Source organism: Truepera sp., assembly GCA_032027045.1.
GTDB lineage: Bacteria > Deinococcota > Deinococci > Deinococcales > Trueperaceae > JAAYYF01.
This window is the reverse complement of sequence record JAVSMU010000001.1, coordinates 1,128,215-1,144,392: the sequence shown is the minus strand read 5'-3', so window position 1 is coordinate 1,144,392 and position 16,178 is coordinate 1,128,215. Positions and strand designations below refer to the sequence as shown.

The window sequence follows — 16,178 nt, the reverse complement described above, 5'->3', positions numbered from 1 at the left end:
TGCTACCAAGGTGGCAGCGGCCGGCTTCATCGTCTCGTTAGGTTGGCCAACGCGCACGCGGCCTTCTCATGGGGAAGTGGTAGGCTGGCCGCTATTCGAAGCGCGTAGGGCACGGGGTTCCTGCCGCCTCCTGCCTGCCACCCCGGCTGACCCTGAAGAACTGGAAAGCACCCTTAGCGCAATGCCGCGGAAAACCCTGCTCACCGCCGCCATCGTGACCCTGCTGCTGGGCGCAGTGGCGTTGGCGCCGCTGCTTCCGGCCGTCAGGGACGCCGCGCTCGGCTACCTCCTGCGCGTGGTGGAGGGGCAGGGCGTCACGCTCACCTACCAGCGGAGCGAGGGCAACCTGTGGCGCAACGTGACGCTGCTCGGCGTGAGGGCGGACGGTTTCGGGTCTACCGTGAGCGTGGACCGCCTCAGGATCGACTACTTCCTGCCCGCACTGCTCGGCGGCGAGTTGCCGCTCGACGTGGATGTCGCCGGCGCTACGGGCGAGGTGGGCCTGAGCGACCTCGACGCGCTGCTTGCCGGCAGCGGCGCGCCAGGCGGCGGCGGCGGCTTCGCGCCGCGGGTGCGGCTGGGAACCGTCCACCTCTCGGGCGTGCAGCTGAACGCGCGGCAGGTGCCGTTCACCCTGCCCGAAGCCAGCATCACGGGCCTGGACGTCACCAACGAGGCGGGCGACCTGAGGGTGGCCGCCCGGGTGAGCACGGCGGACGGCGAGCTGGCGTTCCACGGCACCCTCGACCCGAGCACCCTCGACTTCAACGCCGTTATCGAGCATGCCGACGCGACCATCGCCAGGCAGTGGTGGCCCGGCGCGCGGGCCGGCACGGTTTCGGGCACCCTGTCGGTCAAGCGTGGCCAGTTGGCGGGCGACTTCGAACTGAAGGGCGGGGCCGTCTCGGACCTCGGCCTCGAGGCCCACGGCGTGAGCGGCACCGTCAAGCTCCGCTACCCCGTGATCAGTGCCGACGTTCAGGGCGAGGGCATGGGCGGCCACGTGCAAGCGACCGGCACCGTCGACGTGGAGGCCATGAACTTCTCCGCCACGGGAACCGCAACGCCCTCCATGGTCCGGGCCGCCGACTGGCTGCTGCGCGACTCCTTCCCCGATGGGCTCCCCGTGGACGCCGAAGGCGCGCTGCAGCTCGAGCTGAACGTCAGCGGCTGGGAGGACGTACTGGCGCGGGGCAAGGCCACGGGCGGCGGCACCGTCAACGGCCTGCCACTAGCCGACCTCGAGACGCGCTTCGAGGCTGGTACGGCGACCAACCTCACCGTCGACGCGTCGGCCACCCTGGGCGGCGGCCCGGTGGCCCTGACGATCGCCTCAACCCCCAGGGGCGAACCCATGCTGCGGGTGCGGGCGAAGGCCGTCGACCTCGGCGGCTTCGAGTTCTCCGGCTTCGAGCCGGGGGGCCGCATCGGTTCGGCGGTACTCGAGCTGCCGTTGGGTTCCGCCCCCGACGCCCTGCTCACCGCCGACTGGACGGGGCAGGTCACGGGCGCGCCGACCACCATCGAACTCGAGGCCCAGCGCGACCAGGACGGCTGGGGGGCCTTCGTCTCGGGCAGCACCGACGCGTTCGCGTACTCCAGCGCGGGGGTGACTCTTTCCGGCGCCTTCGTCTTCGCCGACGACAAGCTGGACGGCGCCATCAACCTAGACAACGCCTACGTCCCCGGCACCAGCGGGCCCGCTACCGTGTCGCTCAGGGCCGAGGGTCCGCTCGACGCGCTGGCGTTGAGCCTCGACCTGGACGGCCCGGAACCCCTCACGCCGGACCTGGCGGCCGCGGACCCGGCGCTTCCCGCGGGCCTGACGGTGTCGGCCGACCTGCGGGGGAGCGCCACCGCCTCGTTCGCCGGTGGGACGCTAGGCGCCGTGCAGGGCAGCTTCGGGCCGCTGGCGCTGCGTGCCGAGCTGCTCGAGGGCGGCGTGCGGGCCGAGTGGACGCTCGGCCCGGTGACGGTGACGGGCGACGGCGTCGGCGGCACCGTCAGCGTGGCCGATGGCCGGCTGACTTTCTCGAACGACACTCTCAGCGTGACCGGCACGGCGGCGCTTACCAACGCGGCGGCGGGCCCCCTCGAGGCGGCACCTGGCCCGCTGGACCTCGACCTCGGCCTGCTGCTGGGGGCGGGCGCCGACGCAACCTGGAACCTGAGAGTGAACGGCGAGCACGTCGACCTCAGCGCCGGCTCCTCGACCGCCTTCGGCGCCACCGTCACGGGCCTGCCCGTGAGGCTCGAGGGATCCGACGACTGGGCGCCCCTCAGCGGATCGGCCGCCGCGCTGGCAGGCGGCGGACTTGGCGTGAGCGCGTCGCTGCCCGCCAACGCCAACGTGGCGGGGTTGGCGCTTCCTGCCCCCCTTACCCTGGAAGGCTCGCTGGCCCCCGACATGGGCTCGCTCGAGGCGAGCGGCACGCTGGGCGAGCTGCCCCTCGGCCTGAGCGCCGACTGGGCGGGCACCGGGCTGCTCGCCGCCGAGGCCGCCGGCCTGCGCCTCCAGTACTCGGTCGCCACCGGGGAGTGGGCCGCCACCGGCACGGCCGACGCCGCAGAACTGGCGGCAGCCGTGGGCCTGGATTCCGCCGCCGCCGCCGGGGAGTTGACCCTCGACCTGAAGGGCAGCGGCGCCGAGGTGAGAGGGCCGCTGTCGCTAACGCTCACCCAGCCCGCTGCGCTCACGCTCGTAGCGGTAGGCGAGGGCGACGCCTTCGCGGTTAGCGTCACCGGCGACCTCGGGGGCCTGCCGGTATCGGGTACCGGCACGGTGAGCCTGCAAGACGTTGGCGCAGCGGGCCTGGTCGGCAACGTCGGGCCGTTCGAGGGCGTGAGCGTCGACACGAGCGGCGCACGCGGCAGCGGCCGGGTCGAGGCGCTCGAACTCGGGCCCCTCACGGTGCTACCCACGCCATGGATCCTGGACTTCACCTGGGCCGACCTGGCCGGCAGCCTGAGCCTGGGGGGCGAGCGGCTGAACGTTCGGCAGGCGGGCGACGCCTGGACGCTCGAGGGCGGGGTGGCCGCGAGCGTGGAGTACGCCGGCAAGCCGTACGCTCTCACCCTCGCGCCCGGCAGCGTCGGTGTGCCCGCAACCAGCGCGCCCGGTAACGCCGGTGTGCCCGCAACCAGCCTCACCGACCTGGCCACGCTGAAGCTCCACGGCGCCCTCGAAGACCCCTCCACGGGCGCGCGCCTGGCGACCGTGGAGGGCACTCTCTCCGACCTCTCCGTGGAACTGGACGTGGCGGGCGCAGAGCTCGCGGCGCCCCTACCCGAGGACCTGAGGCCCGACTGGCGGGTCACGGGGCGTGGCTCGGTCGACCTTCTCGGCGGACCCAGTTACCAGGCGACGCTCGAGCTCACGCCCGGGCCGTCCGCCGCCGACCGAACGCCCTTGAAGGCGCGGCTGACGGGCAGGGCAGCGAGCGCCGACCTGGTGGTGGAGGGTGCGGGCATCTACCTGAGCAGCGGCGTGGAGGACGGCGGCAATCAACTCCGGCTCCGCGCCACGGACGCACCCTTGGGCCGCTACCTGCCGGCCGGCTTCGACGGCAATGCGTCGGGAACCTTGACCCTCGCCCCCGGCGGCTGGCGCGGGGCGCTCACGGCGACCATCACGGGCCCGCTCAGCGCAGCCCTCACCTTCACGGGCGCGGGTGACGAGCTCGCCGTCAGCGCCACGGCGAGCGGCCCCGCCGACAGCACCCTCAGCGCCCGTGGCACGCTGCTGCCCGTCCTGCGCCTGGAGGGCCGGCTTAGCGCTCTTAGCGAGTGGGCCACCGCGGACCTCGTGTACGACGCGGGCGGGCAAGGCGCGACCGTGGACGGCGCGACTCAGCCAGGCGCAACTGGGCCGGAAGCGGGGGCCCAAGCCGCGCCGGCCCCCACCCTGAGCGGCACGCTCCGCACGGCGCCGTTCGACCTGGCCGAGCTGGGCACCCTACCCGAGCAGCATCTCGCCCTGTCTTACGACCCACTCTCCGGCGTGGCGCGGGTCAGCCAGACTGGCGACGGCGCCGTGACCCTGGAGGGCGACCGGCTCTCTGGCTCCCTCACGGTGGCGCTGACCAGCGTGGCGGGCCCCGTGAACGTCACGGCCGCCGTGGCGGGTACTCTGACGGACCCGCAGATAACGGCGACCCTGGCGGGCGCCCTCGAGGGCCAGGTCGAGGCCTCGCTGGCCGACGGTGTGAACGCGAGGGTCAGCGTTCCCGGCGCCAGCGTAGTGGCGGCGGCGCCCGAGATCGAGCCCGTGACGGGGGTCCTGCAGGGTCCGGTCGACGTGAACTTGAAGCTCACGCCCGCCGGCACCTGGGTCGCCACCGCCGGGGCCGAGGTCCAGAGCGGCAAGGAACCCACGCGCCTGCGCGCCGAGCTGGACGGCGATGGCCTCGCCTACTCGGGGCGGCTGCTCGCTAGCCGCGGCGGCGCCGACCTCGCGACGGTCGAACTGAACGGCGAGGCCGCGGACCTCGAGGCGCGCCTCGACCTCGGCGAGGTGGACTGGGCCGCCGTCGGCACCGCGCTGGGCATCGACCTCGAGGTGACGGGCGGCGGCGTGGCCACCTTCGCCACCCAACCACTGGCAGCCGGCCTGACGCTCGACCTCACCGCGCACACGGGTGGCAACGACCTGCGCGTGTACGGCACCGCACCGCACGATCTGCACCTCGCGCTGAGCGGGCCCGCCGGGGAGCTCGACGGCGCCCTCACCTGGACGACCGAGGCGGGGGGACAGCCGCGCGCCAACCTCGAGGGTCACTTCGGGGCCACGCCCGTCAACCTGAGCGTCAGCGCCGACGCCAGCGGCGGCGGGACCCTAACGGCCAGTTACGGGGAGGCCCACCTGAGCGCCGTCCTGAGCCCCGAGCAGAGTGCCGAGGGTAGCAACGGCGCGGGCACCCGACGCACGGTCACCGCCACGCTAACGGCGCCGGCCGGCAGCGTGATCGCCTACGGACTCACAGCCGACGCCACCGCCGAAGTGGTCGGCACCGACGTGACGCTCGACGCCCTCACCGCCAGCCTGACGGGCCTGCTCGAGAACGGCGCACCGGTCGAACTCAGGGCGGCGGGAGCCGTTACCGGCGGCCTGAACCTACGCGGCACCCTGAGCACGCCGGCGTTGCAAGGCGACGCGGGCGTCACCCTAGTGGCCGACCACTTTAGCCTGACGTGGCGCGACCTGAAGGCGGAGGCGACCACCGACCTCGCGTCGTTCGCCCTGAGGGGCAGCGCCAGCGCCGACGACGTGCGCGACCTGCTCCACGTCGTCCCGACCCTGCCGCCCACGCTCGAAGAGTTGGGCGCCGGCCTGACCTCCGCCGACCTGACCTGGTCCAAGGACCGGGGCTTCGCCGGCGACCTCGAGGCCGCGGCCACCCTCGACCTGAACCTGGACCCGCTGGAAGGCCGGGTGCGCCTCGGCCTGCAGGCCACCGGGAACGGCGTCTTGAACCTGACGGCCGGCGCGTGGCTCGACGGGGAGGCCCCGGTGGCAAGCGGCACCCTCACGCTCGCCGCCGATCCCCTCGGGAACCAGGGCCTCACGGGCGCCATCACCGTGGCGCTGCCCCTACAGGCCCTCGTCGAAGAACTGAGCGCGGTGCCCACCACCCTCGGCGCCGATCTGAGCCTCGGCGGCACCTTTGCCGGCCCGACGGTGAGCGGCACCGCCTCCCTCACGGGCGAGCTGGAGGCCGGCGGCCCCGTCACCTACTCGGGCGGCACGGCGGCCGTGCGGCTGGAAGGCGAGGCGCTTACGGCCACGCTCGACGCGCAAGTGGCGGCGACGGGCCTCGACTGGCGGGCCGGCGTGCAGCTGAGCGGGCTCGACCTGTCGCCGTGGCTGCCCCAAGTGACCGCCCCGCGCCTCGCCATCACGGCACAGGCGGACGCCGGCGGCGTGACGGTCGAGGAGCTGGCCCTCAGCGCCCCCGGGACGCTCGTCTCGGGTTCGGGGCGCTTCGGTTTCCAGACTGGTGGGCTACGCGTGGGCCTCGACGCGCAGCTGGACCTAGCCGACCTCGACCTGGGCACGTCCCTGTCGGGCACCCTCACCGGGCCGCTCACGCTGGCCGCGCCGGACCTCTCCAGCCTGAGCGGCGCGACGATAACCACCGCGCTCGACGCGGCCGGGGTCAGCGTGGCGGGCCTCGGCGGCAGCCTCAGCGGCAGCGTCTCCCTCAGCGGCGCCGTCACCGACCCCGTCTTCAGCGCCAACCTCCAAGGCGAAGGCGCCCTCCGCGGCGCCCTCATCGCCGGGGGGCGGCCCCTTGCGGGCGAGTTGAGGCTAACCAGCAACTTGAGCCTGGGTGAGCTGGCCACCGACCTGCGCGCCAACCTCCAGGACGGCACCGCCAGCGCCTCCGGGTCGGCGCGTTACGGCGAGGCCGTGCTGCTCTTCTCCAACGGGCGGGGCGCCGACGGCTCACGGATAGTCATGACGGGCGCCGGGCGCCTGACCGGCTGGACGGCGTGGGTGGCCGCGGACCTCGGCTCGGCCGAGCTCGAAGGCGATCTCGCGAGCATCGACCCCGGCCTCGGCGGTGCCCTGGCCCTCGCGCTGAACGGGGGCCAGAGCGGCGACTGGCTGCAGGCGGACGTGAAGGGCGCTGTGGCCGCCGGCATCGAACTCGGGCACGTGAGCGTCAGCGCGGCCTCGCCCCTGGGCCGACTCGAGGTCACCAGCCCGCACCTGCAGGGCACGTTCTCACCCACCGGCGGGCAGTGGACGGCAACCGTGAGCGCTCTCGAGGTAGGCGCCGGCGTGGCGGTCAGCGCGCGGGGCAGCGGCGTGCTGGACTCCGGCAGGCTGGACGCCACCGCCAACGGCCCCGGCCTCGACCTGGGGCTCGAGCTCACCAGCGGCGGCGGCGGGGCCGTAGTCGTCAAGGCCCTCGGCAGCGCCTACGGCGGCGCGGTGACGGCGACCGTGCGGCGCGGCGGCGGCGGCTCCGGCGCGTGGACGGGTTCGGTGGGCGTCGTCGGCGCGGCCTTCGGAGACTGGCGGGTTAGCGCCCTGGGGACCGTCCAGGGCGTCGGCGCCCTCCCGCAGGTCGTCCTCGACACGAACGCCGCCGGGCCCCTCGACGCGGTCGGCCGGGCGAGCGTGTCCAGCGCCGGCGTCACCCTCGACCAGGTGATCAGCGGTGGGCATCTCACCAAGCCGGTGAGGATCCAGGGACGCATGCTGCCTACCACCGACCTGGTCGTTGCCACCCTTGCCGAGGTGCCGGGTAAGAGCGCGAGCCTGGACCTGCCGGTCACCTCGCAAGTGAGGCTTCGCTCGATCCCCGGCGCCGGACTGCATGCCGTGGGCGCCGCACGGCTGGAGTTCGGGCCGCTCCGCCTGTCGCTCGCGGGCCAGGACTCCACGCCCACGCTCGACGTGCAGGTGACCGGGCTGCCGCAACTGCACCTGAGCACGGAGCTGCGCGCCCCGGACCTCGTGGCGCTCGCGTCGCAGGTCGTGGCCGACGGCCTACTGTTCCACGGGGAGGACGGCGTGCGCGGCACCGCGCTCGTCACGCTGGACCCCGAGCCGGCGCTCGAGCTGGCGGGCTTCGGCTTGAACATCGCGGGCGTGGACGTAGAGGCCGACGGGCGCGCGAGCCTCGCGGCCGCCGACTTGCACGGCACCGTGGTGCTGGTGACCGATCTGCCCCTCACGGGCGGCGGCGACCAAAGCCCTACCGGGACGACCGAGTACTCGCTCCCATGGACCCTCACCACCGCGGACGGCGTGTGGCAGCTGGCATACGACGGCCCGTTCGGGGTCATCCGCGGTGATTACGCCCCCAACGAGGCGCCCGACGCCGTAACGCTGGACGTAGACCTGAAGTTGAGCGGCGGCGAGGTGCGGGCGCGCCTGGACCACGTCGGCGGGCAGCTCTCGGGCAGCCTCGAGGTGAGCGACTTGAGACTCGACCCGCCCGGCCTGGGAAGCGTCGCCCTGGACGTCACGAGCAGCGTGGGTGACGGCCGCGTGGGTGGCAGCGCCACCCTCGAGTCGGACGCCGGGCGCGTGACGCTCACCGGGTCGTGGGGCTTGGCGGGCATCCTCCCCGCCGCGCTGGCCGAGGGCGCCCCGACGGGCGGCAGGCTCGAGGCGCGGCTGCGGACGCTCGAGATCTCGCGGATCCCGGTGCTTCACGACCGGGCCCCCTACCTGTCGGGGGCCGTCACCGGCGTCGTGCAGCTGCGCGACCAGTTCGTGTTCGGCCAGCTGGTGAGCCCGGAAGTGTCGGCGGGCGGCAGCACGTCGCAGCTCGAGCTCTCGCTCAGCGGCAGCCTCGCTTCGCTCGACGCGAACCTGCGGCTGAAGGGCCTCACGCTCAACGCCAACCTGAAGGACGATCACGTGAGCGGCGTGGGGCGCTTCGAGCGCTTCCCGGCGCAGATCCTCGCCCAGGCGGTGGTGGGGCCGTCCGACGTGACCGCCGACGTCACCGGAGTCCTCCGCTTCGACGTGCCCCTCTCCGACGCCCTGTCGGGCTACTTGCGCCTGGCCACGGAGGAGGTGCGCCTGGAGCGCGCGGGAGTGCCGACGCTGGGGAACGTGACCGTCACCCTCGACCAGGGCTCGCTGGTGGTCGAGCGCGCCGAGTTCGTCGGGCTGGGGCGCTGGGAGGCGCAGGGCCGGCTCACGCGCGACGACCTCGACTTCCACCTGGAGGCGGTCGACGCCGACTTCACGCCGCTACTCGGCCTCTTCCCCTCCCTAGCGCGCATCGGCATGGGCGCAGAGGGCACCTTCACCTTCGTCGCCGGCGGCGACGTGGCCCACCCCACCGCCAAGCTGAGCAGCCCGAACCTGGACGTGGAGGTGGCCGGCAGCCGTTACCGCCTCGAGGACACCGACGTGACCCTGAGCGGCACCGACCTGACGCTGGCCGCGCAGCTCAGCGGCGTGTCGCCGCTCTCGGGGAGCCTGGACGTCACGGGTGGCGCCCGCGTCACGCTCGTGCCCGCGGCGCTCACCGGCGTGCAGGTGGACTTCGGCGGCAGCCTAGACGTGCCCGGCATCGGCGTGGTGGAGGACGTGAAGGGCGCCCTCACGCAGGACGCCTCCGGGGCGCTGGTGGTGGAGACCACCGGGCGCATGGGCGCCGGCGAGCTCCAGGTGAAGGGCGGGCTCGTCCCCCTCGACCTGCACGCCACCGGCACCGGCTTGAGCGTGGCGTTCCCGGCGGTGTTGGTCGCCAACGCCCTCACCGACATGGACCTGACACTCACGAGCGAGCCCGGCGGCGTCGCGCTCGGCGGCGCCATCAACGCCTCCGAGGTGATCCTCGACCCGTCGGTTGCGGCCGCCCCCGCCGCTGAGGCCGAAGCAGGCGGCACGCCGGCCGCCGCGGGAACCGCGCGGGCTCCGCCGCCGGCCCCCGTGGCCGGTCCCAACCCCATGGCGGCGCTGCGCTTCTCCAACCTGGTCATTTCGGCGCCGCAGCGCGTGCTCCTCACCACGAGCCTGGGTTCGGGTGAGGCGGCGCTCGACCTGGTGCTGAGCGGCAACGCCGCCGAGCCGCGGCTGGCCGGCACCGCGACGGCGCTGCGGGGCAACCTGCGCTTCTCGGGCCGCGACTTCACCGTCGACCGGGCCGTCGCCACCTTCAGCCCCGGGCGCGGCGTCTTCCCCGAGCTGGACGTGGCCGCGCACACCGAGTTCGACAAGTCGCGGGTGGAGGTTCCGGGCGGCCGCGTGAGTTTCACGGCGCCCCGCGAGGGTCAGACGTTCGTCGTGAACCTGGCCTTCACGGGCGAGATGCTGCCCGCCCCGCCCGAGGAGGGCGGCTTCAAGTTCGACCTGAAGCCCCGCGTGTCATCCGACGCCCGCATCGACGTGGAGGGCGAGGGCCCGGGCTCGGGCATCCGCCCCTTCACGGACGCCGAGCTGCTGAGCCTCATCACGCTCGGGCGCTTCGAGCTCAACGCCGACCTGATCGGCTCGGGCGGCCTCGGTGCGGCGGTGGCGCAGGGGGCGCTCGACACGGCGGTGGACGTCCTGGTGGTCAGCGAGCTCGCCAACGCCCTCAGGCAGGCGCTGGGCCTCGACGTCGTCGAGATCCGCACCTCGGCGCTGTCGAGCCTGCTCGACGACACGGCCCAGCCGTTCGGCGTCTCGTTGCGCCTAGGCGGCTACCTCAACCCCGACCTGTTCGCCAGCTACCGCATCGGCACATACGACGGCCCCGACCGCGCCTACTCGTTCACCAACGAGGTGCAGCTCTCTTACGGCCTGGGGCCGCTCGACTTGGACATCACCACGCGCATCGACTTCCCCGCCGCGGGCGTGCCCGACTCGCCCCGGCCCGAGCTGGGCGTGGCGTTGTCGTACGCGTTCTCCCAGACGTTCGGCGCCGACGCCGGGGTGATCCTGAACACCGATCGCAGCGCCTTCCAGGTCGGCCTCACCCTCAGGTGGTGAGGTGTGGTGCGGCCGGGCGCAACCGAGGGTGTACGGTTGCTGGAAAGCCGGTCGCGGAACCGGTCGAAGCGGCTGGTATAAGAGTCGAGTGCCCCAGCGCCTCGTGGAGGTAACGACGCCATGACCGACAGCCGCAACCTCAACCAGCAGTCCTCGGCGAGCGAGGTGGCGCTCGGGGCGGCTCACGGCGTCGACCTGAGCCCCAAGCGCATCCACTTCGACCTCCAGAGCGCAGAACTGGTCGAGCACGCGCTGACGCGGCGCGAGGGCAGGCTGGCAAGCACCGGCGCGCTCGTCGTAGATACGGGGCAGTTCACCGGCCGCTCACCCAAGGACAAGTTCGTGGTGACGAACGCCGGCAGCGAGGGCGTCGACTGGGGAAGCGTGAACCAGGCGGTGTCACAGGAACACTTCGACCGCCTGTTGGCCGACATGTGCGCGCACGCCGCGGGCCTCGAGCTGTACGTCCAGGACCTGGCGGCCGGCGCCGACCCCGCCTATCAGGTATCGGTGCGCGTGGCCACGGAGTACGCCTGGCACAGCCTCTTCGCCTCCAACCTCTTCCGCCGGCCGGCCCCCACCACGGAGGCCTCGGAGTGGTTGGTGCTCGACCTCCCGAGCTTCGAGGCCGACCCGAAACGCCACGGCAGCCACAGCACGACGGCGATCATGCTCGACTTCGAGCGCCGCGTGGTCTTGATCGCCAACACCGAGTACGCGGGCGAGATAAAGAAGTCGATCTTCAGCGCCCTCAACCTGGCGCTGCCCAGGCGCGGGGTCTTCCCCATGCACTGCTCGGCCAACAAGGTGCAGAAGGGCGGCGTCGCCCTCTTCTTCGGCCTCTCGGGAACCGGTAAGACGACCCTGTCCGCCGACCCCGACAGGCGGCTCATCGGCGACGACGAGCACGGCTGGTCCGACGACGGCGTCTTCAACTTCGAGGGCGGCTGTTACGCCAAGGTCGTGAACCTCTCCGCCGCCGCGGAACCCGAGATCTTCGCGGCCAGCACGCGCTTCGGCACCGTGCTCGAGAACGTCATCCTCGGACCGGGCCGCGAACCCGACTACACCGACATCTCCAAGACGGAGAACACCCGCGCGGCCTACCCCATAAGCTTCATCCCCCACGCGTCGAGGTCCGGCGTGGGCCGGCCCCCCTCTCACGTCGTGTTCCTGAGCGCGGACGCTTTCGGGGTGCTGCCGCCCATCGCGCGTCTCACCGTGCCGCAGGCCCTCTACCACTTCCTCAGTGGCTACACGGCCAAGGTGGCGGGCACCGAGCGCGGGGTCACGGAGCCGACGGCCACGTTCAGCGCCTGCTTCGGGGCGCCGTTCATGCCCCTACCGCCGGTGGCCTACGCGGAGATGCTCAGGAAGAGGCTCGAGAAGCAAGGCACCCACGTGTGGCTCCTGAACACGGGTTGGACGGGTGGCGGCTACGGCGTGGGCGAACGCATAAACCTGCGCTACACGCGCGCGCTGGTCCGCGCGGCGCTGCTCGGCGTGTTGGACAACATCGAGACCTACGAGGACGAGGTCTTCGGGCTGGCGGTCCCGAAGCGCGCCCCGGCCGTGCCGGAGGAGGCCCTCCATCCTCGCGGCACGTGGGCGGATCCGGCGGCCTACGACGCCGCGGCGGCCCGCCTGGCGGCCATGTTCCGCGAGAACTTCGCGCGCTTCGAGGCCACGGCGCCCGCCGACGTGTTGGCGGCGGGCCCGCGGGTCTGAGGCGTCAGTTCGAGTCAGCGTTCGATTTCGTTTTGGCGATGACGTCTTCCAAGGTGGCGACGGCGGTCTGCAGGGCCGTGTCGGTGTCGAGGTGCACGATGGCCTCCCCCTGGACCGCGCTGATCTCGGGCGCCTCACCCAAGGTCAGGATCTTGAAGTTGCCGTCCTCGTCGGCCACTGCCTGTCCGACGACCTTGCCGTCTACCACCAGCTCGGCCGTCTGACCCTCGCGCAACCCCTGGCCGTCGGCCACGATCGTGCGGGGGTAGCGGGTGTCGGGCGCGTTGACGTCGGGTGTGATTCCCCTGTCGGCTATGGAGCGGCGGTCAGGGGTGAGCCACTCGAACGACACGTAGCGGAACTGGCCCCCGTCGGAGAGCGAGAGCACCGATTGCGCCACGCCCTTGCCGAAGGTCTGCTCGCCCACCACCAGGGCGCGGTGGTTGTCCTGCAGGGCGCCCGCCACGATCTCGGACGCCGAGGCCGAGTTCTCGTTCACCAGTACCACCATCGGCAGGTCGTAAGCCTTCGGGTCGGCCGTAGCGAGGCGCTTGGTGACGCCGCGGGAGCGCTGGAAGACGATGTCGCCTTCGCTCAGGAAGTCGTCGGCTATCAAGATGGCCTGGTTGAGGAGCCCGCCCGAGTTGTCACGCAGGTCGAGTACCAGCGAAGTGGCGCCCTGCGCGATGAGGTCGTCGAGGTGTTCGATCGTCTGCTCCTGCAACTGCTGGTTGTTGAAAGAGCTGAGCGCCAGGTAACCCACGTCGTTTGGCAACATGGTGCTGGAGACGCTGACGATCTGGATGGTGGCGCGTTGGATGTTGAAGGTCAGCTGGCCGTCAGTGCCCGGACGTTCCATGACGAGGGTGACGGTCGTGCCCCTCGGCCCCCGCACGAGGTCTGCCACCTCGCTGGTGGACATCTCGCTCACGTCCACCCCGTCCACGCTCACGAAGATGTCGCCCCGCTGCACCCCCGCCTTCGAGGCCGGGCCGCCGGCGTAGACGGTGAGGATCTCGACACCCTTGCCCGACTTGCGGTCATGGGGCGTCAGGACGGCGCCCACGCCCTCGAATGAACCCGACAGGTCCTGGTTCTCGCGCGCGGCATCCTTGGGCGGCAGGTAGCTGGTGAACGGGTCGTCGAGGGCGGCGATCATGCCGTCCATGGCGCCTCGGATGAGCTTGTCGTCGTCTACGTCGGTAAGGTAGCCGCTCTTCAGCGCGCCGAACGCCTGCACCAGCGCGCGCCCGGTCGGGTTATCGAAGAACTCGCTCGCGTAGTCTCGCGAGAGTTGGGCGTTGACGGCCATGGTGCCCGCCACGAGCACGGCGAGGACGGCCAGGTACCATCTCCGCTTCATGAGACTTCCGGTGACTGAATACGCATGTAGGACAGTTTATACGCGCCCAACATGAGAGGCTTGCTCGGCAGGCTACGTGCGGGCGGTCGCCGCCCCGAGTGAGGGGGTATGAGGTCGACCTGCTGCCCCGTTCGCGGGCCTCCCAGCCGCCACGGCGCGTGAGGGGGGCAGGGCGGCTAAGCTTACGCCTGTGAAGGTCCTCTTTCCCGCGGCCGAGGTGGTCCCTTTCAGCAAGACGGGCGGCCTGGCCGACGTGGCGGGCGCGCTCCCCCAGGCGCTGGCGCGCTTGGGGCACGAGGTCCTCGTCGTCACCCCCTGGTACGCCAAGCTGGGCGGCGGCGCGGCACCTTACTGGGTGGGTGACGTGGAGGCACCGTTCGACGGCGGCTTCGAGCCCGTCGGGGTGGGCGTGCTCGAGAAGCACGGCGTGCGCTACGCCTTCGTGGGGCACGAGGACTACCGGCGCCCGAGCCTCTACGGCTACCCCGACGACGCGCGCCGGTTCGCCCGCTTCTCGCGCGCCGTGCCGCAGGTGGCCGAACGCCTGGGGTTCCTGCCGGACATCGTCCACGCCCACGACTGGCACACGGGCTACCTGCCCATGCTGTTGCAACGCGGCTGGCACCTGCCGCGGGGGTTCCCGGGCCTGCCGAGCGTGTTCACGGTGCATAACGTGCAGTTCCAGGGTGAGGCCGGGCTCGACGAGACCGTGCGCTGGCTGCGCCTCGGCCCCGACCTCAAGGGCACCTACCTCGACCATTTCGGGTCCGCCAACGCCCTGCAGGCGGGCGTAGGCTTCGCCACTCGCGTGACGACCGTGAGCCCGACGTACGCGCTCGAGATCCAGACTCCGGAGTACGGCTTCGCGCTCGACGGCACCTTTCGTGCGCTGGCGCACAAGCTGGTGGGCATCCTCAACGGCATCGACACCAGCGTGTGGGACCCCGCGAACGACCCCGTGCTGCCGGCCCCCTACTCCGCCGCCGATCCGTCCGGCAAGGCGCTCGCCCGGGCGCTGCTGGCTACGCGCTTCGGCCTGGACGCCGAACGGCCCGTGCTGGCGGTGGTCTCGCGGCTCGCAGAACAGAAGGGGATAGACCTGGTCGTCGGCGGCGCACGCGCGCTGCTCGAGGCCGGTTGGAACCTCGTGTTCCTGGGCTCGGGCGACCCCGGCCTGGAGGCCGGCATCGCACGGCTCGCCGGCCGCAACGAGGGCCGGGTGGGGGCGCGCTTGGGTTACGACGAGAACCTCGCGCACCTCGTCTACGCCGGGGCCGACGCGCTGGCCGTTCCGAGCCGCTTCGAACCGTGCGGGCTGTCGCAACTGATAGCCCTGCGCTACGGCACGGTGCCCATCGTGAGGTTGACGGGCGGCCTCAAGGACACGGTGAGCCACGGCGTCACCGGCTTCACCTTCGAGCACGCCACGGTCACCGGGCTCCTCTGGGCGGCGGGCAAGGCGCTGCGCGCGTTCGGCACTCCCGCTTGGGACCGCATCCGGGCGAACGGCATGGCCGCCGATCACTCGTGGGCCGTCTCCGCCGCCGCCTATTCCGAGCTGTACGGGGCCGTGCTACGGTCTTGGACGTGACGACCGCCACCCCCGCCGAAACACCCCCCGGACCCGACTGGCACGCGCTATTGGAAGAACGCCGCTTCGGCGTCGCGCGGCAGGCCTACCTGCTTACGGGCGGCGACGACGGCCGCGTGAAAGCGGCGCTCGCCGCGCTGTCGGACGTGGAGGAGCTCGTGCGGGAACGCTCGTTCGCCAAGGCAGTCACGCGGATCGAGCGCCTGGACGACCCAGCCGCGCTGGCGCCGTGGCAGGAGCTCAAGGACCAACTCGAGGTGCTCGGTAACGCCGCGGCCCACCTCGACAAGCGCGACCCCGACGCCGCCGCCGAGGTCCTGAAGGCCCTGGATGACGCCACGTGGTTCCCGGCGGAATACGAGACGCAACTGGGCACCGTGAGCATCTACGACTCCGACCTGAGCGCGGCGCAGGCGCACTTCGAGCGCGCCGTGGCGCTCGACCCCAAGCACTTCCGGGCACTCACCAACCTCGGCAACGTCGCCCTTGAACAGGGCCGCGTGGACGACGCCATCGAGAACTACCAGGCGGCACTCAAGATCGACGAGGAGTTCTCCAACGCCCACCACAACCTGGGCGTGGCCTACCGCCGCAAGGGGCACCTCAACAAGAGCGTCAAGTCGCTGCGCCGCGCGCAGCGCACGCAGCAGCGGCACCAGGCGGCCGTGGCGCGCGAGAGCCTAGGAAAGTGGGCGGGCCAGTCCGGCGCCAAGTACCTGAAGTACGGGCTGTGGGCAGCCGCGGCCGTCGGCGCCTACCTGATCCTGAGGGCGGCCGGCTACCTCTAGCTCACTCGTCCAGGAGGTCACGCAACAGCGCCTTTATGTCCTCGTCGTCGAGCGTCAGCAGTGGTTCGCCCTTGGCCTCGGATTCCAGTAGTCGTTCGATCTCGTCCAGCAAGGTCGCGTTGTTGCACTCGCTCACGCGTTCGACGATGGCATCACGAACGTCGGTCAATGTCCTCACGTCGTCAACGTCCTCGGTGTTCTCATGCAATTGCCGTCCTCATCTAATCAAGCCTCGCCCCGATACTAATGCGGAGATTCGGCTCG

6 protein-coding genes are annotated in these 16,178 nt (G+C 72.0%); 4 read left to right on the top strand and 2 right to left on the bottom strand.

Annotation, left to right across the window (positions count from 1 at the left end):
- The first annotated feature begins 181 nt into the window (after positions 1-181).
- Together ROY82_05215 and pckA are read left to right on the top strand one after the other, a co-directional pair.
- Positions 182-10,444, top strand: coding sequence for a translocation/assembly module TamB domain-containing protein (locus ROY82_05215; GenBank protein ID MDT3681867.1), 10,263 nt, complete (start codon positions 182-184; stop codon positions 10,442-10,444).
- A gap of 120 nt (positions 10,445-10,564) precedes the next feature.
- Complete coding sequence (pckA, locus tag ROY82_05210) at positions 10,565-12,172, top strand: phosphoenolpyruvate carboxykinase (ATP) (GenBank protein ID MDT3681866.1); 1,608 nt, start codon at positions 10,565-10,567, stop codon at positions 12,170-12,172.
- Positions 12,173-12,176: 4 nt separating this feature from the next.
- On the opposite strand, the gene ROY82_05205 is transcribed toward pckA, so the two are convergent.
- Complete coding sequence (locus ROY82_05205) at positions 12,177-13,535, bottom strand: S41 family peptidase (protein ID MDT3681865.1); 1,359 nt, start codon at positions 13,533-13,535, stop codon at positions 12,177-12,179.
- A 190-nt stretch (positions 13,536-13,725) separates the two neighbouring features.
- On the opposite strand from ROY82_05205, the gene ROY82_05200 reads away from it, so the two are divergent.
- The gene (locus ROY82_05200) at positions 13,726-15,126 is read left to right on the top strand and encodes a glycogen synthase (protein ID MDT3681864.1); all 1,401 of its coding nucleotides are present in this window, start codon (positions 13,726-13,728) and stop codon (positions 15,124-15,126) included.
- Positions 15,123-15,914: a tetratricopeptide repeat protein gene (locus tag ROY82_05195; GenBank protein MDT3681863.1), complete on the top strand. Its 792-nt coding sequence runs from the start codon at positions 15,123-15,125 to the stop codon at positions 15,912-15,914. The genes ROY82_05200 and ROY82_05195 overlap by 4 nt, the downstream gene beginning before the upstream one ends.
- Position 15,915: 1 nt before the next feature.
- Here the strand turns inward: ROY82_05195 and ROY82_05190 are convergent, their stop codons facing one another.
- Positions 15,916-16,122 carry a hypothetical protein gene (locus ROY82_05190; GenBank protein ID MDT3681862.1) on the bottom strand — a complete coding sequence of 69 codons (207 nt, stop codon included), beginning with the start codon at positions 16,120-16,122 and terminating at the stop codon, positions 15,916-15,918.
- Positions 16,123-16,178 lie beyond the last annotated feature (56 nt).

What these genes read in the sequence shown, in the direction of transcription:
- ROY82_05215 (MDT3681867.1), top strand. Translation starts at nt 182, where the DNA reads ATGCCGCGGAAAACCCTGCTCACCGCCGCCATCGTGACCCTGCTGCTG.
- pckA (MDT3681866.1), top strand. Translation starts at nt 10,565, where the DNA reads ATGACCGACAGCCGCAACCTCAACCAGCAGTCCTCGGCGAGCGAGGTG.
- ROY82_05205 (MDT3681865.1), bottom strand. Translation starts at nt 13,535, where the DNA reads ATGAAGCGGAGATGGTACCTGGCCGTCCTCGCCGTGCTCGTGGCGGGC.